Annotated in this window: 15 protein-coding genes; 10 read left to right on the top strand and 5 right to left on the bottom strand. The window is 70.2% G+C overall.

What is annotated here, in order from left to right:
* Nucleotides 1-43 precede the first annotated feature (43 nt).
* The gene (locus V8246_RS03770; protein WP_162111319.1) at nucleotides 44-598 is read right to left on the bottom strand and encodes a Dps family protein; all 555 of its coding nucleotides are present in this window, start codon (nucleotides 596-598) and stop codon (nucleotides 44-46) included.
* An 89-nt stretch (nucleotides 599-687) separates the two neighbouring features.
* Between V8246_RS03770 and hrpA the strand changes: the two genes are divergently transcribed.
* Nucleotides 688-4,791 carry an ATP-dependent RNA helicase HrpA gene (gene hrpA / locus V8246_RS03765; protein ID WP_336187962.1) on the top strand — a complete coding sequence of 1,368 codons (4,104 nt, stop codon included), beginning with the start codon at nucleotides 688-690 and terminating at the stop codon, nucleotides 4,789-4,791.
* Nucleotides 4,792-4,798: 7 nt separating this feature from the next.
* Here the strand turns inward: hrpA and V8246_RS03760 are convergent, their stop codons facing one another.
* A complete protein-coding gene (locus V8246_RS03760; RefSeq protein WP_185895328.1) occupies nucleotides 4,799-5,347 on the bottom strand; it encodes a hypothetical protein in 549 nt (182 codons plus the stop codon).
* A gap of 71 nt (nucleotides 5,348-5,418) precedes the next feature.
* On the opposite strand from V8246_RS03760, the gene V8246_RS03755 reads away from it, so the two are divergent.
* Nucleotides 5,419-7,569 (top strand): bifunctional (p)ppGpp synthetase/guanosine-3',5'-bis(diphosphate) 3'-pyrophosphohydrolase, encoded by a 2,151-nt coding sequence (locus V8246_RS03755; protein ID WP_336187961.1) that lies wholly within the window; start codon nucleotides 5,419-5,421, stop codon nucleotides 7,567-7,569.
* 17 nt (nucleotides 7,570-7,586) lie between these two features.
* Complete coding sequence (locus V8246_RS03750) at nucleotides 7,587-9,173, top strand: hypothetical protein (protein WP_336187960.1); 1,587 nt, start codon at nucleotides 7,587-7,589, stop codon at nucleotides 9,171-9,173.
* On the opposite strand, the gene V8246_RS03745 is transcribed toward V8246_RS03750, so the two are convergent.
* A complete protein-coding gene (locus V8246_RS03745) occupies nucleotides 9,170-11,266 on the bottom strand; it encodes a glycosyltransferase (RefSeq protein ID WP_336187959.1) in 2,097 nt (698 codons plus the stop codon). The genes V8246_RS03750 and V8246_RS03745 overlap by 4 nt on opposite strands.
* Nucleotides 11,267-11,361: 95 nt before the next feature.
* Here V8246_RS03745 and mrcB point away from each other — a divergent pair, with 95 nt between their 5' ends.
* From mrcB to tsaB, 4 genes are all read left to right on the top strand, one after another.
* Nucleotides 11,362-13,782: a penicillin-binding protein 1B gene (gene mrcB / locus V8246_RS03740; protein WP_336187958.1), complete on the top strand. Its 2,421-nt coding sequence runs from the start codon at nucleotides 11,362-11,364 to the stop codon at nucleotides 13,780-13,782.
* 59 nt (nucleotides 13,783-13,841) lie between these two features.
* On the top strand, nucleotides 13,842-14,366 hold the full coding sequence (locus V8246_RS03735) for a hypothetical protein (protein ID WP_336188325.1): 525 nt from the start codon (nucleotides 13,842-13,844) through the stop codon (nucleotides 14,364-14,366).
* A gap of 64 nt (nucleotides 14,367-14,430) precedes the next feature.
* Nucleotides 14,431-16,476 (top strand): ATP-dependent DNA helicase, encoded by a 2,046-nt coding sequence (locus tag V8246_RS03730; RefSeq protein WP_336187957.1) that lies wholly within the window; start codon nucleotides 14,431-14,433, stop codon nucleotides 16,474-16,476.
* Nucleotides 16,477-16,518: 42 nt separating this feature from the next.
* Complete coding sequence (tsaB, locus tag V8246_RS03725) at nucleotides 16,519-17,259, top strand: tRNA (adenosine(37)-N6)-threonylcarbamoyltransferase complex dimerization subunit type 1 TsaB (RefSeq protein ID WP_336187956.1); 741 nt, start codon at nucleotides 16,519-16,521, stop codon at nucleotides 17,257-17,259.
* 9 nt (nucleotides 17,260-17,268) lie between these two features.
* On the opposite strand, the gene V8246_RS03720 is transcribed toward tsaB, so the two are convergent.
* Both V8246_RS03720 and gshB read right to left on the bottom strand, forming a co-directional pair.
* The gene (locus V8246_RS03720) at nucleotides 17,269-18,144 is read right to left on the bottom strand and encodes a TonB family protein (RefSeq protein WP_336187955.1); all 876 of its coding nucleotides are present in this window, start codon (nucleotides 18,142-18,144) and stop codon (nucleotides 17,269-17,271) included.
* A gap of 1 nt (nucleotide 18,145) precedes the next feature.
* The gene (gene gshB / locus V8246_RS03715) at nucleotides 18,146-19,090 is read right to left on the bottom strand and encodes a glutathione synthase (RefSeq protein WP_336187954.1); all 945 of its coding nucleotides are present in this window, start codon (nucleotides 19,088-19,090) and stop codon (nucleotides 18,146-18,148) included.
* Nucleotides 19,091-19,333: 243 nt separating this feature from the next.
* On the opposite strand from gshB, the gene pilG reads away from it, so the two are divergent.
* Genes pilG through V8246_RS03700 form a run of 3 tightly spaced genes read left to right on the top strand, consistent with a single transcriptional unit; the run spans nucleotide 19,334 to nucleotide 22,390 of the window.
* Entirely contained in the window at nucleotides 19,334-19,735 is a 402-nt protein-coding gene (pilG, locus tag V8246_RS03710; RefSeq protein ID WP_162110591.1) for a twitching motility response regulator PilG, read from the top strand.
* 53 nt (nucleotides 19,736-19,788) lie between these two features.
* On the top strand, nucleotides 19,789-20,319 hold the full coding sequence (locus V8246_RS03705; protein WP_162110615.1) for a chemotaxis protein CheW: 531 nt from the start codon (nucleotides 19,789-19,791) through the stop codon (nucleotides 20,317-20,319).
* 34 nt (nucleotides 20,320-20,353) lie between these two features.
* On the top strand, nucleotides 20,354-22,390 hold the full coding sequence (locus V8246_RS03700; protein ID WP_336187953.1) for a methyl-accepting chemotaxis protein: 2,037 nt from the start codon (nucleotides 20,354-20,356) through the stop codon (nucleotides 22,388-22,390).
* The last annotated feature ends 13 nt before the right edge of the window (nucleotides 22,391-22,403 follow it).

Raw genomic sequence — 22,403 nt, 5'->3', positions numbered from 1 at the left:
GCCCGGACCAGCCGGGCGTTTCGAGGCGCCGGGAGCGCCGCGATTACTGCAGCAGCGAACGTAGCATCCACGCGTACTTTTCGTGCGTCTGCAGGCGCTGGGTCAACAGATCCTCGGTCGGCGCATCGTCGGCGTCGTCGGCGATGTCCAGCACCTTGCGCGCGGTGCGGCAGACCGCCTCGTTGCCCACCACCAGCTGGCGGACCATCTCGCGCCAGTCGGCGCTGTCGGTCAGGCCCGGCTCTTCCGGGATCGAGGTCAGACCGACGAACTCGCGGTACGACCCCGGCGCGTTGAACCCCAGCGCGCGGATGCGCTCGGCGATCTCGTCCAGCGCGGTCCACTGCTCGGTGTACTGCGTCTCGAACATCGTATGCAGCGAATTGAACATCGCGCCGGTGATGTTCCAGTGGAAGTTGTGGGTCTTCAGGTACAGCGTGTAGCTGTCGGCCAGGAACCGCGACAGGCCGTCGGCGATCTTCTTGCGCTCGCCGCTGCTGATCCCGATATCGATGTTAGGTGCCGACGGGGCCGAGGCGAGGGGGGCGCCGGCGGGCGCGGCCTTGGTCTTGGCGGGCTTGGTCTTCGGCTTGGCCATGCGGATTCTCCTGAGGGTGGGTTGAGGCGGCACAATAGGCACACTAGAACATGTGGCGTGAGAGAAAAGTTTCAACCGCTTGCTGAAGAATGAACATCCCCCGTGACCCTGCCCCCGCCCATCCCGACCGCGCCGCCCTCGAACACGGCCGGCGTGCGCTCGATCGCGCGCTGAGCCGCGACCGCGGCCGCCTGCACGGGCTGTGGTCGCGCTGGCAGGGCAAGCCGGCCGATGCCGGCGCGCGGCAGGTCTTCGAACAGGCATTGAACGCCTCGATCGCCACCCGCGAGCGCCGTCTGTCGACGGTGCCGGTGGTGACGCTGGATGCATCGCTGCCGATTGCGCGCGAGGGCGATCGCATCATCGAGCTGATCCGCAATCACCAGGTGGTGGTGATCGCCGGCGAGACCGGGTCGGGCAAGACCACCCAGTTGCCCAAGCTGTGCCTGGCCGCCGGGCGTGGCGTGGCCGGGATGATCGGCTGCACCCAGCCGCGCCGGATCGCCGCCCGCGCGGTGGCACGGCGCGTGGCCGAGGAACTGAAGACCGAGCTGGGCCGGGGCGTGGGCTTCCAGGTGCGGTTCAACGACCAGGTGGGCGAGGACACCCACATCAAGTTCATGACCGACGGCATCCTGCTGGCGGAAATCGCCAGCGACCGCTGGCTGTCGGCCTACGACACGATCATCGTCGACGAAGCGCACGAACGCAGCCTCAACATCGACTTCCTGCTGGGTTACCTGAAACAGCTGCTGCGCAAACGCCGCGACCTGAAGGTCATCGTCACCTCGGCCACCATCGATACCGAACGCTTCGCGAAGCATTTCGACGACGCGCCGGTGATCAGCGTGGAAGGCCGCACCTATCCGGTCGAGGTGCGTTACCGCGCGCTGGAAGGCGAGGGCGAACAGGAAGGCGAACGCACCGTCAACGACGCCATCGTCGGCGCCGTCGACGAGATCACCCGGCTGGACGCCCGCGGCGACGTGCTGGTCTTCCTGCCCGGCGAACGCGAGATCCGCGATGCACACCAGGCGCTGGAGCGGCGCAAGTACCGCAATACCGAGGTAATGCCGCTGTACGCGCGCCTGTCCAACCAGGACCAGGACCGCGTGTTCAACCCGGGGCCGAGCCGGCGCATCGTGCTGGCCACCAACGTGGCCGAGACCTCGCTGACCGTGCCGCGCATCCGCTACGTGGTCGATCCGGGCTTTGCGCGCGTCAAGCGCTACAGCCCACGCAACAAACTCGATCGCCTCCACATCGAGCCCATCTCGCAGGCCAGCGCCAACCAGCGCAAGGGCCGCTGCGGGCGTGTGGCCGAAGGCATTTGCTACCGCCTGTACGGCGAGGCCGATTTCCAGGCGCGGCCGGAGTTCACCGACCCGGAAATCCGCCGCTCCAGCCTGGCCGGGGTGATCCTGCGCATGCTGCAGCTGGGCCTGGGCCGGATCGAGGACTTCCCGTTCCTGGAGGCGCCCGATGAGCGCGCCATCGCCGATGGCTGGCAGCAGTTGGCCGAGCTGGGCGCGATCGACGGCGAGCGCCGCCTGACCGCGGTCGGCAGGCAGATGGCACGGTTGCCGGTGGACGTGAAACTGGCCCGCATGCTGGTGGCCGCGCAGGCTGCCGGCTGCCTGCGGCCGATGCTGGTGATCGCCTCGTTCCTGGGCATCCAGGATCCGCGCGAGCGACCGGCCGACGCGCGCGGCGCGGCCGACGCCGCACACGCCCAGTTCGCCGACGGCCGCTCCGAATTCGTCGGCGTGCTGCGCCTGTGGGATGCGTATCGGCAGGCGCACGAAGATCTCACCCAGTCGAAGCTGCGCGACTGGTGCGGGCGCCATTTCCTGGGCTTCCTGCGCATGCGCGAGTGGCGCGAGCTGCATCGCCAGCTGCGCCTGCTGTGCGAGGAATTGGGCTGGAAGGAAGAAGACGCCGATGCCGCGATGGCGCCGCTGCTGGACGGCAGCCGTGCGCCGCCGGTCACGCGCGATGATGCCGCGGCCGTGAAGGCCACCCGCGGGCAGTTGCATCGTGCCGCCAGGTTGGCGCGCGAAGGGAAGACCGAAGCCGCGTCGGTAGCGGTGCGCGCGCAGCAGGACCAGACGCCCGCCGGGGGTGGTTTCAGCGAGCGCGTGCGCGCCGGCGCCTACCAGACCCTGCACCGCGCGCTGATCGCTGGCCTGCCGACGCAGATTGGTCATCGCACCGACAAGGGCGATTTCCAGGCGCCGCGGCAACGCCGTTTCCTGCCATTCCCCGGCTCCCCGCTGTCAAAGCGGCCGCCGCCGTGGCTGCTGGCGGCCAACCTGCTGGATACGCAGAAGGTGTGGGGCATGACCCTGGCCGCGATCGAACCGGACTGGGTGATCGCCGAGCTGCCGCACCTGTTGCTGCGCAGGCACTTCGACCCGCACTGGTCGCGCGCGCAGGGCCAGGTGCTGGCCTCCGAGCAGATCAGCCTGTTCGGACTGGTGCTGGCGCCGAAAAAGCCGGTCCACTACGGTCGCATCGCGCCGGGCGAAGCGCACGACCTCTTCGTTCGGCAGGCGCTGGTCACCGGCGAAATCAACACACGTGCCGGCTTCGTGGCCGACAACCTGAAGACGCTGGCACAGGCCCGTGAGGAAGAAGCCAAGCTGCGCCGCGCCGGCCTGGTCGCCGATGAGGACTGGCAGGCGCGCTGGTATCTGGATCGCGTACCGTCCGACCTCCATTCCGCGACGGGTCTGGACGCGTGGTGGAAAGCGCTGCCGGCGGACAAGCGCCGCGCGCTGCACTGGTCGCTGACCGACCTGCTGCCCGGCGAAGGCAGTGAAGAAGACCGCTACCCGAAATACTTCGCGCTCGGCGACGCGCGGTTGCCGCTGCACTACCGGTTCGAACCGGGCGCGGCCGATGACGGCGTGACGCTGGAGGTGCCGCTGCACCTGCTCAATGCGCTCGATCCGGCGCGCTTGTCGTGGCTGGCGCCGGGATTCGTCGCCGACAAGGCCTCGGCCCTGATCCGCAGCCTGCCCAAGGCGATGCGGCGCAACTACGTCCCCGCGCCGGATTTCGGGCGTGCGTTCTTCGAGGCGTTCCCGAAGCCGACGGCCGACGATATCCGCGGCGAACTGGCGCGCTTTCTTTCGAAGGCGACCGGGGTGCCGGTGACCGCGCTGGACTTCGAAGAAGCGGCGCTGGAGCCGCACCTGCGCATGAACCTGCGCCTGCGCGAAGATCCGCGCGGCGGTGGCGAAGGCCGTGTGCTGGCCGAGTCGCGCGACCTGGATGCATTGCGTGCGCGCTTCGGCGCGAAGGCCGGCCAGGCCTTCGCCGCACGCGCCGGCCGCGCGATGGCGGCCAGCGGGTTGCGCGACTTTCCGCCGCAGGCCATCCCGCACGAAGTCCCGGGCGAAGCCGGCGTGCCGGCCTATCCGGCCCTGCGCGACGAGGGCGATACGGTGGCCTTGCAGGTGTTCGCCGACCGGGCCGAAGCCGAGGCGGCCCACCCGCGCGGCGTGCGCCGCCTGCTGGAGATCGCCCTGGCCGACAAGGTGAAGCAGGCCCGCAAGCAGCTGCCGGTTTCGCCCAAGACCGGCCTGCTGTATGCGGCCATCGAATCGCAGGAACGCCTGCGCGGCGACATCGTCGATGCGGCGATGAATGCGGTGCTGGCGGACGGGTTGGAGGCGATCCGCGACCGTGCCGCGTTCGAGCGGCGGCGCGACGAGGCGGGCAAACGGCTGTTCGGCGAAGCGATGGAAAGATTGAAGCTGGCCGAAGCCATCCTGTCCGCCGTCGCCGACCTCAAGCCGCAGCTGGAAGCGCCGCTGATGGGCTGGGCACGCGGCAACCTCGACGACCTGCGCGCGCAACTTGCAGCGCTGGTGCATCCGGGCTTCCTGCGCGAAACCCCGGCCGATGCACTGGCGCAGCTGCCACGCTACGTGAAGGCGATGCGCCTGCGCGCCGAGCGCGCGGTGCGCGACCCCGCCCGCGACCAGGCCCGCATGCTGGAGATCAAGCCCTTTGCCGATGCGCTGGCGCAGGCGGTGGAGGACGGCGTTGCCGGATCGGCGGACTGGCAGGCCCTGCGCTGGGACCTGGAGGAACTGCGCGTGTCGATGTTCGCCCAGGAGCTGGGCGCGCGTGCGGGCGTGTCGCCGAAGAAGCTCGCGCAGCGCCTGCAGGCGCTGCGCGGCTGAGCGGGCGTCACTTGATGCGACGCACCTTGGCCGGCGTGTTGTAGCCGTCGATGCGGAAGAACCAGTTGTTGAACAGGCCGGGCTTGATGGTTACGGCCGGGTTGGTCTTGCGCACGCCGCTCAGGCTGGCCGCTTCGATCTGCTCCCATACCTGCCCGTTGGCCAGCGTATAGCGGTTGCCTTTCGCGAATCCCCTGAACTCGCCGGCCAGCGTGCTCTTGATGGGTTCGTCCGAGCCGAAATCGAAGAAGCCGCGGTTCTCCTGTTCGACCTGCTTGCGCGTGTCGGCCTGGGCCTGGGCGACCGCGGTCTGCGTCTCCTGGCGGACCTGTTCCACCGCACGCGCGGTTTCGGCGCCGACCTTGCGGGTCAACCACGCGCTGAGCGCCGACAGTTCGGCATCGGACAGCTTGTCCAGGCCGGCAGCCTTGAATTCCTCCGCCGTCATCGAGGCGCGCAGGTCGGCGAACCGCGCATCGTTCGACGCATCCTGGGCGAATGCGGCCAGCGGGGCGGTCAGCAACACGAGGGATAGAAACAAGCGGCTCATCTTCATGGTTGTTCCTGCGGTCGACTGGCCGTTAGTGTAGTCATTCCGGCGGCGCTTGGCCGCGGTCCCGTCCTGCCATGGTGCCCCCCGTTCACGACATCGCCACGCTGTTGCAACGGCCTGCGCTGCAAGCGCTGCCTGAGCCGTTGCGGCATGCGCTCGCCGAAGCGGCCGCGCAGGAGGGCGCCGATGCCGGCATGCCCGATCCGGTGGGCGTGGCCGCGGACACGCTGGATACGCTGGCGGCCCTGTCCGCCGATGGCGACGTGATGCTGGCCGCGCTGCTGTACGCGGTGCCGGCCCTGCAGTCCGCGGTGCGTAGCGGCACCGGCATGTCCGCCGCGCTGGCGGATCTGCGCGAAGGCCAGGCCGCCGCGGCCCAGGTGTGGGCCCTGCACGCCGAGCAGGAGCGCAGCGTCAACACCGAAGGCCTGCGCCGGTTGCTGCTGGCGATCGTGCGCGACCTGCGGGTGGTGACGATCCTGCTGGCCCGCCAGTTGGCGCGCATGCGCGCGGCAGGCGCGTTGCCCGAGCCCGAGCGCCAGGCGCTGGCGCGGCTCACCCGCGACATCCATGCGCCGCTGGCGAACCGGCTGGGCATCTGGCAGCTCAAGTGGGAGTTGGAGGACCTGGCATTCCGGTACCTGCAGCCTCAGGTCTACAAGCAGATCGCCACCCAGCTGGACGAGAAGCGCACCGGGCGCGAGCGCTACATCGCCGCGGTGATCGCCAGCCTGCAGAAGGCCCTGGCCGAACACGGCATCCGCGCCGAGATCAGCGGCCGGCCGAAGCACATCTACAGCATCTGGCGGAAGATGCAGCGCAAGCAGGTCGGTTTCGACGAACTCTACGACCTGCGCGCAGTGCGCATCGCGGTGGACGACGTGGCGGCGTGCTATGCGGCGCTGGGCGTGGTGCATGCGCTGTGGGTGCCCATTCCCAGCGAGTTCGACGACTACATCGCCCGGCCCAAGGCCAACGACTACCGCTCGCTGCACACGGCCGTGGTCGGTCCCGAGGGACGGACGCTGGAAGTGCAGATCCGTACGCACGAGATGCATGCGCAGGCTGAACTGGGCGTGGCCGCGCACTGGAAGTACAAGGAAGGCAAGGGCGGCGGCGATGCATTCGACCGCAAGATCGCCTGGATGCGCCGCCTGCTCGATGGCAGCGGCGACGCGACGGGCGAGGGCACCCTGGCTGGCGATCTGGATGCCGAGCTGGTGGAGGACCGCGTCTACGCGCTGACGCCGAAGGGCGAAGTGGTGGACCTTCCGCGCGGCGGCACGGTGCTCGATTTCGCCTACCACGTGCACACCATGGTCGGGCACCGCACGCGCGGGGCGAAGGTCAATGGGCGCATCGTGCCGCTCAACCACGTGCTGCGCAGCGGCGATCGCGTCGAGATCCTGACTTCGAAGGAACCCGAGCCGCGCCGTGACTGGCTGCTGCCGGCCAACGGCTTCCTCGCCAGCGGGCGCTCCCGCGACAAGGTGCGGGCGTGGTTCCACAAGCTGGACCGCACGCGCAACCTGCAGGCGGGGCGCGAACTGCTGGAGAAGGAGCTCAAGCGCCTGGGCCTGCACCAGGCCGACCTGGCCGGTGTGGCGAAGAAATTCCACGCCGACAGCATCGACGATCTCTACATCCAGGTGGCGCTGGGCGATGTCGGGCCCCACCAGGTAGGGCGCGCACTGCACGAAGAGCAGCGGGCAACGGCTGAACCCGACGTCCCTGCGCTGCCCGTGCGGCGCCCGCCACGCAGGGTCGCGGCACCCGGCAAGTCGAAGTTCACCGTGCAGGGCGTGGGCAACCTTCTGGTGCAGCTGGCGCGCTGTTGCCAGCCGGTACCCGGTGAGCCGATCGCCGGGTATCTGACGCGCGTGCGCGGCGTCACCGTGCACCGCGCGGATTGCGCCTCGTTCGCGCGGCTCGCCGCCGCCAGCCCGCAGCGCGTGCTGCCGGTGGAGTGGGGCCAGGCCGGCGGCGGCTACGAGGTCGACGTGCAGGTCACGGCGCTCGACCGCAAATGGCTGCTGAAGGACATCACCACGCTGATCGCCCAGGAAGAAGCCAACGTGCTGGACATCAACAGCCAGGGCAACCGCGCCAGCGGACGCGTACACCTGCGCCTGCGCCTGAAGGTGGCCGACTTCGGCCAGCTCTCGACCCTGCTGGGCAAGCTGGACGCGCTACCGGGCGTGGAAGACGCGCGACGTTCAGGCTGAGCCGTTATCCTGCGGGCGTGACCCGCGAAGACCGCCCCGACACCGGCCGCGATCGCCGCATCGAACCGCGCATCGACTGGACGCGCATCGTCGCGGCCCCGCGCGCACGGCGTGATCACCCTGTCCCCGCCTGGCGCGACCGGCGGTATTGGCGATGGGCCCTCCTGGTGGCGTTGCTGCTGGTCGTGCTGCTGGTCGTGTTCCGCCGTCCGCTGGCGGATGCGCTGTGGCCCGAGACGCGGGTGCAGACCTTGCTCGACCAGGCGGACAGCGCGCTCGCCGGCGGACATCTCGATGCGACGGACGGCAGCGGTGCGCGCCAACTCTACGAAGCGGCGCAGGCGCTGGATACCGACCGTAGCGAGGCGGCCATGGGCCTGCGGCGCGTGGGCCAGGAGGCCCTGCGACAGGCGGCCGCCGCGCTCGCGCAGAGCCGTTTCGCCGAAGCGCGCGAACGCCTTGCGCTGGCGCGCGAACTTCAGGTGCCGCGTGCGCAGGCCGATGCGCTGGCCGCACGCCTGCGCGCGCGCGAGGCCGAGCATGCCGGGCTCGATGGTGTGGTGCAGGCGGCGATGCAGGCGCATGCCGCGGGACGCCTGGTCGGCGGTCCGGACGCCGCGCTGCCGTTGTACCAGCGCGTGTTGGCCCTGCAGCCGGGCCGGCTGGAAGCGCTGGAAGGGCGTGAGGATGCGTTGTCGGACCTGCTGCAGGAGGCAGGCCGGCACCTGCAGCGCAACGATCTGCAACAAGCTGCGTCGCTGATCGCCCAGGCACGCGCCTTCGACCCCGGACACGTGGGCTTGCCGCAGGCGCAGGCCGCGCTCGCCACCGCGCTGGAAACGCGTCGCCGGGCAGCTGCACGGGATCTCGCGCGCGGTCGCTTGGCCACGGCGCGGGCGGCTTACGAGGAGGTGCTGGCCGTCGCGCCCGACGACGCGGCGGCACGTCAGGGGCTGGAGCAGGTGGGCGTGGCCCATGCGGGACGGGCCGAACGGCATGCCGCGGACTTCCGCCTGCAGCAGGCGCGGCGTGAGCTGCTGGACGCACGCGCGCTTGCGCCGCACTCTCCCCGCATCGCCCAGGCGGAGCAGGCCGTGGCGCGTGCGGAGCAGGCGCGCGATCGCCCCGGCACGGGCATGTCGGCCGGCGAGCGCGCGCGCCGTGTACAGACCCTGCTGGCGGAGATGGCAAGCGCCGAAGCCCAGGGTCAATGGCTCGCGCCGCCCGGCGAAAGCGCCTACGACAAGCTGCGTGCCGCACAGGCGCTCGCGGCGGACGCGCCGGCGGTGAAGCAGGCCTCCGCGCGGCTGCTGCCCGCGGTGCGCAACTGCTACGAAGACGAACTGCGCGCCAACCGCATCCGCCGTGCGCAGGCCTGTCTGCAGGCCTGGCAGACGCTGCAGCCGCGCGACGCGGGCCTCACCGATGCGCGCCGGCGGTTGGCCGAGAAGTGGATCGCGGTGGGCAGCGAGCGCCTGGGCGAGGGCGACGTGGCGTTTGCCGCGCAGGCACTGGAGGAGGCGCGTCGCCTCGATGCGGGCGTGTCGGGCCTGGACGACTTTCTCGCGCGCGTACGGCTCGCGCAGGCAGCGCCGCCGCGCTAGAAGAAGATCCGCCGAACCGTGTCGCGCGCGGCGTCCAGCGAAAAGTGCTTGCGGATGTTCTCGCGACCGTTCGTGGACAGACGGTGCCAGAGCGACGCGTCGCCGTACAGGCGCACCACCGCATCGGCGAAGGCGTCGGCACCTTCCGCGACGAGCACATCGTGGCCATCCACCAGGTGCATGCCCTCCACCGCGCACGGCGTCGCCACCACGGGTTGGCCATGCGCCATGCTCAGGTTCACCTTGCCTTTGACGCCGGCGCCGAAACGCAGCGGCGCGACCGCCAGACGTGCGCCGTCCATGTAAGGCGCGAGGTCCGGCACGTGTCCATGCACCGTGATGCCGGGAATCTCCTGCAGCGCGCGGATCTCATTCGGAGGCTCGGCGCCGATGCAGTGAAGTCGGACGTCGGGCAGTCGCGCACGGATGCGGGGAAAGATCTCGCGGCCGAACCACAGCATCGCATCGGCATTCGGTGGATGGCGGAAGCCGCCCACGAACACCAGGTCCCGGCGTTGCGCGAAGGGTGCGCCGCTTCCGGCGAGGTCGTGCAGGTTCGACAGCACTTCGACGTGGGCGGTCGCCGGCAGCAGCGCGGCCAGCATGTCGCGTTCGACGGGGCTGACCACCAGCGTCGTGTCCGCCCCGCGCATCAGCGCGAGTTCGCGATCGCGTGTCTTCCCCGCGCTGCGGCGGAGTGCGCCATCGCCCGCGAGGTCCGCGCCCCGCTGTTCGCGTAGGAAATGCAGGTCCACCGTGTCGAACACGACGCGGGCCTGCGGTGCGTAACGGCGCACCAGCGGAATCAGCTCGGCGGCGACGTAGTGGCGCGACAGCAGCACCACGTCGAAACGCTGGCCGTGCGCGCGCATCCACGAAGCGACGCTGCCGGCGAACGGGGCATGCCAGGTTTCGACGCCCAGCTGCCGGAGGGCCGCCGCGTCCTCTCCCGCGGCGCGCAGGTCCGCCGGAAGGAACACCACATGCGCGCCTTCGTCCACCAGCAGGCGCATGAGATTGACCATGCGCAACGACGCCGAATCATGCCGGGGGCGCGGCGTCTCGGCATCGACCACCAGAACCTGCCGTCGGCCGCGCGCAAGCGTCGAGGGGGAGGGTAGCGTGCCGGCTGCCGGCCGCCCGACGAGTGCCTCGGCCCACTTGCGTGCGAACAGGTCGCGGTTGCGGATCTGGTAGGCCTTGATCCCGCTACCGGTGTCGGTGCCGGCGGTGATGCCTTCAAGATGCACGACGCGCGCGGCGGGCTGGTAGAGCACCCGAAGGCCGCGCGCACGGACGGCGAAGGCGAGATCGGTGTCTTCGTAGTACGCGGGCGCGTAGCGTACGTCGAAACCGCCGATATCCCGGAAGAGCCCGGTCGGCACCATGATCGCGGCACCGGAGCAATAGTCCGCATCGCGCACGCTGGTGTAGCGCGGATCCTCGGGCGATTCGAAGCGCCCGTAGTTCCAGGCCGACCCGTCGTCGAAGACCACGCCGCCGGCTTCCTGCAGGCGGCCGTCCGGGTAGACCAGCTGGGCGCCCACCAGACCCGCATCTAACCATGTGCCGAATGTGTGCAGCAGCGCGTCGAGCCAGCCCGGCTGCGGGAACGTGTCGTTGTTGAGGAAGACCAGGTACTCGCCGCGCGCCAGCGCGGCGCCGTCGTTGCATGCGGCAATGAAACCCCCGTTGCCGGCGCGCACGTGGTAACGCAGTCCCGCGATCGACGTCATCCAGTCGTGCGTCTGGTCGCTGGATCCGTCGTCGACGACGATGATCTCGCAGGCCGCCGACGGGGGATGCTCGGCCAGCGCGCGCAGGCAGCCGAGGGTGTGCGATGCCTGGTTGTAGACGGGAACGACGATGCTGACGCGGGGGGCGTCGCTGGCGGGCACGGCGAACGGCGCGAAGGGTGCCTCGCCAGGCCTGTACAGCGATACGGGCGGCAACCGGCGATGCCGCGCGAACTGACGGCGTACCCGCGCCCAGGTCGCCACCAGCCCACGCGTGCGCAGACTGGTCAGACCTCGACGGAGCAGGCCGCGCGCGCGTTCCAGCATGAAGCGCACGTCGGCCCACGTCATCGACATTCCGTTGCAACTCCAGCTGAGCGAAAGGGGAGCGGGCCGGGCGCACCCTCGACGGCTGCGCTAGACTCGCCCGAATTCCCATTGTCGCATCCCCTGTGGCCCGCAACGACTACGACGACGAAGCGCTGGACGAAGACGACATCGACGACGGTGACGAGGGCCGACCGGTCTGGCGGCAGCGCCTGCTCGGCTGGGGACTGGCGGCCGTGGGCCTGGGCCTGGGGTTCCTGATCCCCTACACGCTGTACCTGAACCATCAGGTCACCGAGCGTTTCGGCGAACTGCGCTGGCAGATCCCCACCCGCGTGTACGCGCGTCCCCTGCAGCTCGCGCCCGGGCTGGCCATGGATGCGCAGACGCTGAAGACCGAACTCGATGCCGCCGCCTACCGCGACGACGGTGCCGGCCAGAGTCCGGGCACGTATGCGCGCGAAGGCAGCCGCTTCACCATTTCCAGCCGCGGCTACATCGATGTGGACGGCCGCGTGGCGCCGCGCCGCATCCAGGTAACCCTGTCCGGCGGGCGCGTGGCGGCCGTCCGCGATGTCGCCCGCAAGCAGTCGTTGAAGGCCGCGCGGCTGGACCCGGCGCGCATCGCCACGCTGTACGGGCAGAAGCAGGAAGAACGCCGCCTGGTGCGCCTGGAGGAAGTGCCGGAGCTGCTGGTCACCGGCCTGCAGGCGGTGGAGGACCGCGACTTCAAGGACCACCACGGCGTGGACCTGTCCGGCATGGTGCGCGCGGCATGGCTGCTGGTGAAATCCGGCGGCGACACCCGCCAGGGCGCCAGCACACTGACCCAGCAGCTGGCCCGCAGCGGTCTGCTGGGCATCGGCAAGGAGCAGACGCCGACCCGCAAGTTCAACGAGATCCTGTTCGCGCTGATCCTGGAAGCGCGCTACGACAAGCGCACCATCCTGGAGGCCTACTTCAACCAGGTCTACCTGGGCCAGCGCGGCAGCCAGGCCATCCATGGCGTGGCGGCGGGTTCGGAATTCTGGTTCGGACGCGACCTCGACAGCCTGACCACCGAGCAGGTCGCGCTGCTGATCGGCATGGTCAAGGGGCCGTCGCACTACGACCCTCGCCGCAACCCGGAACGAGCGAAGGAGCGCCGCGACTATGCGCTGCTGAAGCTGCACGAAACCGGCCTGATCGACGACGCCGAGTACAAGCGCGCGCTGCAGGCCCCGCTGGGCGTGACGAAGACGCCGGGCATGGCGGCGGCGAACCGCTTCCCGGCCTACGTGGACCTGGTCCGTCGCCAGCTGGCGCGGGACTACCCCGAGAGCGCCCTGCAGGGCGCCGGGCTGACGGTCCTGACCGGCATGTCGCCCTCGGCGCAGGCGTATGCCGAAGCGTCGGTGACGCGCACCATCAAGGCGCTGGAGAACAAGCGCCGGCCGCCGCTGCAGGCCGGCATGGTGGTGACCGACGTGCACGACGGCGATGTGCTGGCCGTGGTCGGCAGCCGCAACGTGTCGGAAGTGGGTTTCAACCGCGCGGTGGAAGCGCAGCGGCCGGTCGGCTCGCTGCTCAAGCCCTTCGTCTACCTGCTGGCGCTGGCGCAGCCCGACCAGTACTCGCTGGCGTCATGGGTCGACGATTCGCCGGTCACCGTGCAGCTGGGCAAGAACAAGCGGTGGACGCCGGCCAATGCCGACCGCCGCAGCCACGGCACCGTGCGCCTGGTCGATGCGCTGGCCCGCTCGTACAACCAGGCCACGGTGCGCGTGGGCATGCAGGTCGAACCGGACCGTCTGGCGCAGCTGATCCGCGTGCTGGCCGGCATTCAGGCCGAGCCCAACCCGGCGCTGATCCTGGGGGCCACCGACCAGAGCCCGTATGCGATGGCGCAGCTGTACCAGTTCCTCGCCTCCGGTGGCGAGATCCAGCCGCTGCATGCCGTGCGCGGCGTACTCGACCCCGATGGCAGGCTGCTCAAGCGCTACGACAAGACGCCGGCACCGGCGCAGGAGGGCGATTCGATCGCCGCCAACCTGATCACGGTCGCCCTGCAGCAGGTGGTGTCCAGCGGCACCGGCCGCCAGCTGATCGGCGACGGACTGGGACGCCTGCAGTCGGCCGGCAAGACCGGCACCAGCAACGACGGGCGCGACAGCTGGTACGCGGGCTATACCGGCGACCATCTGGCCGTGGTCTGGATGGGCAACGACCAGAACGAGCAGACCGGACTTTACGGCGGTACCGGCGCCATGCGCGTCTGGTCGGGGTTGTTCGCGCGCCTGCCCAGCGCGCCGTTGAAGGTGTCCGGCAAGGGCCTGGACTGGCAGTGGGTCGTAGGCTCCAACAGCACCGATGCCGGCTGTCCCGGTGCGCGTCAGTTGCCCTTCGTCTCCGGCCACGCCCCGGCCTACGCGGCCTGCGTGGTCGAGCAGCCACTGATCGAGGGCGAGGACGCCGACAGCGGTGGCGGCTGGCGCAGCTGGTTCGGCCTGGACCGCAAGGAAGAGCCCGCGCCGCCCCCTGAAGAGACTCCCCCGCCACGCCCGTGATCATGAAGTTCCCCTTTCCCCTGTTCCTGCTGGCTCTGGGTGGATGTGCGTCCTCGCCGATGCCGGAAGCACCCGCCCCCCAGGACCCCATGACCCCCGCCCAGCGCGTGGCGGCCATCCATGCCGCCGCCGGCGACGACGACCGCGAACTGGCCGTGCAACCGCTGCGCGACCCGCAGGTGGAGGATCTGCGCGAGCGGGCGCAGCAGGCGCGTGCCGCCGGCGATGCCGCGGCCGCCGGGGACGCGCTGAACCAGGCGCTGCTGCTGGTGCCCGAGGATCCCGCCGTGCTGCAGGAACGTGCCGAAGTGGCCATCCTGCAGGGCGACTACGCGCGCGCCGAGACGCTGGCCCAGCGCGCATTCCAGCTGGGCTCGCAGGTGGGCCCGCTGTGCCGCCAGCACTGGGAGACGGTGCGCCAGGCGCGCCAGCATGAACTCGCCGTGCAGGCGCCGCTGCCCGCGCGTCACACGCCGGAGGACGCCGCCCAGCAGGCCGCACGCGCGGCCACGATGGGGGCCGCGATCGCCGAAGCGGAAAGCCGCCGCGACGCGTGCACCGTGCCGGTGATCGAGCGGATGTGAGGCGCATGCCGCCCGCGGAGCGACGCGGTACCCTTGTCGCTGCACGCCGTCTTACGTTTCCCCGATGTCCCAACTAGCCCAGGCCAGCCGCGATGCCCTCAGCGAGGGCGGTGCGCTGGCGGAACGACTCGACGCTTTCGCGCCCCGCGACGCCCAGCAGCGCCTGACGGCGGCGATCGCCGATGCGTTCGACGCGCGCGACGTGCTGCTGGCCGAAGCCGGCACCGGCACCGGCAAGACGTTCGCCTACCTCGTGCCGGCGCTGCTGTCGGGCCTGAAGACCATCATTTCCACCGGCACGCGCGCACTGCAGGACCAGCTGTACCATCGCGACCTGCCGCGCGTACGCGACGCGCTGGGCGTGGCCGGGCTGAAATCCGCGTTGCTGAAGGGGCGCAGCAACTATCTGTGCCGCTACCGCCTGAACCAGGCCAAGGGCGACCCGCAGGCCCTGCGCACCACCTTCACCAGCCGCGAGCAGGTGGACCAGTTCCAGCGGATCGTCGCGTGGGGCGGACGCACCCAATTCGGCGACATGGCCGAACTGGCGTCGCTGCCGGACGATTCGCCGCTGCTGCCGCTGGTTACCTCCACCATCGACAACTGCCTGGGCAGCGAATGCCCGTTCTGGGACGACTGTTTCGTGGTGCAGGCGCGCCAGCGCGCGCAGGCGGCCGATATCGTGGTGGTGAACCACCATCTGCTGCTGGCCGACCTGGCGCTGAAGCAGGAGGGCTTCGGCGAGATCCTGCCGGGCGCGCAGGCCTTCGTGATCGATGAGGCCCACCAGTTGCCCGAACTGGCGGCGAACTTCTTCGGCGAAGGGTTCGGCATGCGGCCGCTGCAGGAACTGGCGCGCGACTGCCTGGCCGAATGCAAGGACGTCGCCGGCGCGCTGTCGGCGCTGCAGCCGCCCGTGCGCGCGCTGGAACAGGCGTTGCGCGAGGCCCGCGCGGCGATGGAAGGCCTGCCCGCGCGGGGCACCCGCGAACGCCTGCTGGCCCGGCCGGAGGTGGCGGCCGGGTTCGACGCCCTCGATCGGGCGCTGGCCGAGCTGTCCGCGGCGCTGGCGCCGTTGGCGCAGGCATCGCTCGGGCTGGAAGCCTGCGCCGCGCGCGCCGCCGAGTTCGCCAAGCGGCTGGCGCGCTGGCATGCCTCATCGTCCGGCGCGGAGGCCTTCGACGATGACGAGCTGCCGCAACCCGACGACGGCGACGTGCTCTGGTACGAACTCACGCCGCGCGCGTTCCGTTGCCAGCGCACGCCATTGGACGTGTCCGGTCCATTGCGCCAGCACCGCGAGCAGTCGCGTGCGGCGTGGGTGTTCACGTCGGCCACGCTCGCCGTCGGTGGCCGCTTCGACCACTTCGCCACCCGCCTGGGTCTGGATGACCCACCGACGCTGCTCCAGCCCAGTCCCTTCGACTGGCCGCATCAGGCGTTGTGCTACCTGCCTGCCGGCCTGCCGGACCCCAACGCGCCCAGCTTCGGCCAGGCGCTGATCGCGACCGTGCGCCCGGTGCTGGAGGCGTCCCAGGGCAGGGCGTTCCTGCTGTTCGCTTCGCACCGCGCGCTGCGCGAGGCCGCCGAGGCGCTGCGCGGCGGGCCCTGGCCGCTGTTCGTCCAGGGCGAGGCGCCGCGCGGCACCCTGCTGCAGCGCTTCCGCGAATCGGGCAACGGCGTTCTGCTGGGCGCGGCGAGTTTCCGTGAGGGCGTGGACGTGGTCGGCGATGCGCTGAGCGTGGTGGTGGTGGACAAGCTGCCTTTCGCCGCGCCGGATGATCCGGTGTTCGAGGCGCGCCTGGAGGCGGTACGTCGTGCCGGCGGCAATCCGTTCCGCGACGAACAGCTGCCGCAGGCGGTGATCGCGCTGAAGCAGGCGGTGGGCCGGCTGATCCGCAGCGAAACCGACCGCGGCGTGCTGGTGCTGTGCGACCCGCGCCTGACGGGCAAGCCGTATGGCCGCATCTTCCTGGATTCGCTGCCGCCGTTCGCGCGTACGCAGCGCGTGCAGGACGTGCAGGGCTTTTTCGGCGCCGCGATCAGCGACGACGGGGCCGTCGCGCCGCAGGCGCCCGCCGACGACTGGTTCGCCGATGCCCGCTTCTGATCCGCACGGGTATCCTTGTCCGATGACTGCCTGCCGACCCGCATGAAGCTGCTCGCCTTCGAAACCGCCACCGAAGCCTGTTCCGTCGCCGTCTACGTCGATGGCGAGGTGCGCGAGCGCTTCGAGATAGCGCCGCGCCGCCATGCCGAGCTGGCATTGCCATGGGCCGGGCAGCTGCTGGCCGAGGCCGGCATCTCCCGTTCGCAGCTCGATGCGGTGGCGCTCAGTCGCGGCCCGGGTGCGTTCACCGGGGTCCGTCTGGCCATCGCGCTGGCGCAAGGCATCGCCCTGGCGCTGGACCGGCCGCTGCTGCCGGTCTCGACGCTGGCGGTGCTGGCCGCGCAGGTGCCGCCGCCGGCCGCGCTGGCCGGCGAGGGCGGCTGCGATATCGGCGCGCCCCACGCCATCCTTGCCGCGATCGATGCGCGGATGGGCGAGATCTACACCGGCACGTTCGTGCGTCAGGGCGACGGTCTGCAGGCCACCACCGACGAAAGCGTCGTCGCGCCGGCCGAGTACCGGCTGCCCGGCGATGCCACCGGCTGGATCGGCATGGGCACGGGATTCGCCGCCGTCGAGGGTGCGTTGGCGACCGCGCTGCACGCGCGCTTCGCCCGCATCGACCCGCACGCGCTGCCGCATGCCGCTGATCTGGCGCGGCTGGCGGTGGACGCCTGGCAGCGTGGCGAGGTCATCGCGCCCGAGCGCGTGGAGCCGGCCTACCTGCGCAACAACGTCGCGCTGACCCTGGAAGAACAGAAGGCCCTGCGCGCCTCGCGCTGAACCGGCCTGCTACTCGTCGCGCACCTCGCCACCGGCCAGGAAGCGCCAGGTGCGGGTGACGTGCAGGATGTCCACGTTCTCGGCGGTCTCGGGCAGGGGCGGGAACGGCGAGGCCAACTGCACGATGCGCAGTGCGGTGGAATCCAGCAGCGGAATGCCGCTGGACTGGATGATGCGGGTCTGCTCCACGCTGCCGTCGCGGCGCACCGCCACGCTGATCACCAGCGTGCCGGCCAGGCGCTTGCGGCGCGCTTCGTCGGGGTAATTGAGATTGCCGACGCGCTCGGCGCGGTCGACCCACGCCCGCAGGTAGTTGGCGTAGACGTATTCCTTGGTGCTGGCCGAGACGAACTTGCGCTTCGGGCGCTTGGCGTACAGCTCCGAGCGCAGGTGGTACTCGGCGGCCAGTCGCGCCATCTCGGCATCGCGTTGCACCTTCTGCTCGCCCTGCGGCAGGTCGGGCTGGTCCGGCTGCGGCCGGGCCTCTGCCGCTGGTGCGCGCGCGTCGCTCGCGCGCGTGGTGACCACCCGGCTTTCCGGCGGCGGCGCCGGGGCCGTCGTCTGCGCGCGCAGGGGTTGCGGGGCCAGCCCGGTATCGGGCTGGGGAATCCAGCCGGCCTGGCTGTCGCGCGGGCGCCTGGCCTGGTCGCTTTCACCGCCGCCTTCCTGGTTGGCGGCAGCCAGGAAGTCGGCTTCCTTCGGCGTCAGCGGCGTGCTGGTCTGGCTGAGGATCACGTCCAGCGTGGGCATCACCGGCGCGGCGTCGTCCAGGGCGAAGCCCACGCCCAGCACCAGCAGGCCGTGCACGATCAGCGACAGCGCCAGCGTGGCGCCGAGGCGTTCGTTCGCACCGATCTTCGGTGGGGTGACGGGGACCGCCGACATCTCAGGCGAGCTTCTTCTCGATCGCGTCGAACAGCAGGGCGGCGATGTTCAGCCCGAACTGCGCATCGAGTTCGCGCACGCAGGTGGGGCTGGTGACGTTGACCTCGGTCAAGTAATCGCCGATCACGTCCAGGCCGACGAACAGCATGCCGCGCCGCTTCATCTCCGGGCCCACCTGGGTGGCGATCCAGCGGTCGCGCTCGCTCAGGGGCCGGCCTTCGCCGCGGCCGCCAGCGGCCAGGTTGCCGCGGAACTCGTCGCCCTGCGGGATCCGCGCCAGCGCATAGTCCACCGGTTCGCCGTCCACCAGCAGCACGCGCTTGTCGCCGTCCTTGATGCCGGGGATGAACCGCTGGGCCAGGGTCAGGCGACCGTCGCCGACCAGGGTTTCCAGGATGACGTTGGTATTGGGGTCGCCGGCCTTCACCCGGAAGATCGAGCGCCCGCCCATGCCGTCCAGCGGCTTGAGCACCGCTTCGCCGTGCTCGGCGACGAAGGCCTTGAGGGCGGCGGGATCCCGGCTGACCAGGGTCGGCGGACAGCACTGCGGGAACAGCAGCGCCGCCAGCTTCTCGTTGTAGTCGCGCAGGCCCTGCGGATCGTTGACGATCAGCGCGCCGGCCTGCTGGGCGATGCCCAGTACGTGGGTGTCGTACAGGTACTGATCGTCGACAGGCGGGTCCTTGCGCATCAGCACCACCTGGCCGGGACCAAAGGTCAGCGTGCGCGTGTCGCCGAGGGTGAACCAGCCCGCCTTGTCGTCCTTGACGGTCAGCGCCGCCACCTGGGCCTGGGCCACGCCGTCGCGCAGCGACAGCCGGCCGGGGATCACGTAGTGCAGGCGGTGGCCGCGCCGCTGGGCTTCCAGCAGAATGGCGAAGGTGGTGTCCTTGACGATCTTGATGGACCCGATGGGGTCCATGACGACGACGACATCCAGTGGCATGGGGGGCGGTTCTGCGGGAGACGGCACGATGGTATCAGGGCATGCCGCTCGCCCGGGCCGACGCGCATGGAACACCCCGTTCGCACCATCGGCGCAAACTGAGACGCAGTTCGCACCACGCCGTTCAGTGACACCGTCCGCCGGGGTGCGGCTTGACAGTGCGCGGCGGGATAGGGGATATAAGCACCAACGCAGCGGGGCCGGTTCGTCTATGAAGCCACGCGCGCACGGGGAAATCAGGTAATGACGCAGAACGAAGGCCAGGCCGGTGGATTCCACGGCCTACGGGTCATGGTGATCGATGACTCGAAAACCATCCGCCGCACCGCGGAGACCCTGCTCAAGCGGGAGGGTTGCGAAGTGGTGACCGCGACGGACGGGTTCGAGGCCCTGGCCAAGATCGCGGACCAGCAGCCGCAGATCATTTTCGTGGACATCATGATGCCGCGCCTGGATGGCTACCAGACCTGCGCGCTGATCAAGAACAACCAGGTGTTCAAGTCCACGCCGGTCATCATGCTGTCGTCCAAGGACAGCCTGTTCGACAAGGCGCGCGGGCGCATCGTCGGCTCGGAGCAGTACCTGACCAAGCCGTTCACGCGCGAGGAACTCCTCGACGCCATCCGCGCCCACGTCAGCACCTGAGGGGCTGGCGGCATGGCGACCATTCGCACTGAGTGCACAGGGGGCGGGCCATGATCCGCACACCGTTCGATACGCTGGCCGAATACGAGCGCCGCAGCCTGGCGCATGCCGTGGCCCAGCCCGCCCGCGAGATCGCGCAGGACCAGTACCGCGGCGTGGGTTACCGCGTGGGCAAGCGCCGGCTGATCTCCAACTTCGGGGAAGTGGTGGAAATCGTGCCGATGCCGCCGGTCACGCCGGTGCCCGGCGCGCAGCCGTGGCTGCTGGGGATCGGCAACCTGCGCGGCAACTTGTTCCCGGTGGTGGACCTGAAGCAGTTCCTAGAAGGCGAGCGCACCGTCCTGCACGAGGGCCAGCGCGTGCTGGTCATGCGCCAGGCCGGCGGCGACGTGGCCCTGACCATCGACGAACTGTACGGCCAGCGCAGCTTCCACGAGTCGCAGCAGGTCGAGCCGGGCGACCTGGCGGACGGCCGCTACGGGCATTTCATCGATCGCGCTTTCGCCAGCGACGATCAGCGGTGGGGGGTGTTCGCGCTGGGCCTGCTGGCGCGCACACCGGAATTCCGCCAGACCGCGCTCTGAGCGCGAACGACAAGCACTATCCAGGGGTTGAACGATGAGCACTGCGACGGATTCTCCTAGCGCCAGCAAGATCGGCAGTTTCGGCAACAGCTTCTGGCTGGCGCTGCTGGCGATCTCGGTGATCGTCTTCGGCGCCAACACCGGCGTGGCCACCTACCAGGGCAGCCGTCTGTCCGGTGCCAGCACCGGCGCATCGGACATGCGCGTGCTGTCGCAGCAGCTGGCCAACCAGGGCCGCGAGGCCGTGGCCGGCAACGCCGAGGCGTTCAAGGCGTTCAAGGAAACCAAGCAGTCGGTGGAATCGACCGTCGCCGACCTGCAGAGCCGTTTCGGCAACGAGGGCGCCATCGCCGGTCCGCTGGCCAAGCTGAGCGCCACCTGGGCGCCGCTGGGCAAGAGCGCCGACCAGATCGTCGCCTCCGAGGCCGCGGTGCTGGCACTGGCAGGCAACGCCGACCGCTTCGCCAACCAGGTGCCCAACCTGCAGGCGCAGCTCAACGAAGTGGTGCGCGCCATGTCGGCCGGCGGCGCGCCGTCCTCGCAGATCTACAGTGCGCTCCAGCAGGTCGTGCTGGCGGGCACGATGGCCCGCCGGGTGACGGAAATCCGCGCCGGTGGCGCCGGCGCCGCCACCGCTGGCGACGCGCTGGGCCGCGATGCGGTGCTGTTCGGCCAGGTGCTGGACGGCCTGCGCGACGGCAACCCCGACCTGGGCATCGCGGCGGTCCGCAATGGCGCCGCGCTCACGGCGCTGCAGAACTCGCAGACCCTGTGGACGGCGATGAAGAAGGACCTGGACGCGATCCTGGCCAGCTCGCGCAACCTGTTCGCCGCGCAGGCGGCGGCCACCGCGCTGACCAATGGCTCCGGCCAGATGCTGCAGGACAGCACCAACCTGTTCCAGGCGTTCTCGGCGTTCGGCTCGGTGCGCGACACCCGCCTGTTCCCCAATTTCTGGCTTGGCATCGCGTCGGGCATCGCGGCGCTGATCTCCATCATCGGCCTGCTGTACTCGTTGTACCGCACCCGCCAGCGCGAGCAGGAAGTGCGCTACCAGACCCAGGTGGAATACAACAGCCGCAACCAGCAGGCGATCATGCGGCTGCTGGACGAAATCAGCTCGCTGGGTGAAGGCGACCTGACGGTGAAGGCCTCGGTGACCGAGGACATGACCGGCGCCATCGCGGACGCCATCAATTACGCCGTGGACGAACTGCGCAACCTGGTGACGACGATCAACGACACCTCGGTGCAGGTGGCCGCGTCGACCCAGGAAACGCAGGCCACCGCGCTGCAGCTGGCCGAGGCCGCCGGCCACCAGGCCGACCAGATCACCACCGCCTCCGACCGCATCAGCGAGATCGCCACCAGCATCGACCAAGTGTCGAGGAACTCCACCGAATCGGCCGAAGTGGCGCAGCGCTCGGTGCAGATCGCCACCGAGGGTGCGGGCGTGGTGCGCGAGACCATCCGCGGCATGGACCAGATCCGCGACCAGATCCAGGAGACCTCCAAGCGCATCAAGCGCCTGGGCGAGTCCTCGCAGGAAATCGGTTCGGTGGTGGAACTGATCAACGACATTTCCGAGCAGACCAACATCCTGGCGCTCAACGCGGCCGTGCAGGCGGCCTCGGCCGGTGAAGCGGGCCGCGGTTTCGCGGTCGTGGCCGACGAAGTGCAGCGCCTGGCCGAGCGCACGTCGCTGGCGACCCGCCGCATCGAATCGCTGGTGCAGACCATCCAGGCCGACACCAACGAAGCCGTCAGCTCGATGGAGCAGACCACCGCCGAAGTGGTGTCCGGCGCCCGCCTGGCCGAGGATGCGGGTACCGCGCTGGGCGAGATCGAACGCGTGTCGAACGATCTCAACAACCTCATCAAGAACATCTCCTCCGCCGCCCAGCAGCAGTCCACCGCGGCGTTGGACATCACCCAGACCATGGGCGTGATCCGGCAGATCACCTCGCAGACCTCGCTGGGCGCGGGCCAGACCGCCGAATCGATCGGCCACCTGGCGCAGCTGGCGTCGGACCTGCGCCGTTCGGTCGCCGACTTCAAGCTGCCGGGCTGAGGACGGGACGTAC

The sequence above is a fragment of the Pseudoxanthomonas sp. F11 genome (genome assembly GCF_037046485.1).
Lineage (GTDB): Bacteria > Pseudomonadota > Gammaproteobacteria > Xanthomonadales > Xanthomonadaceae > Pseudoxanthomonas_A.
The sequence above is the reverse complement of the archived record's forward strand: the minus strand, read 5'-3'. Positions and strand labels throughout refer to the sequence as shown.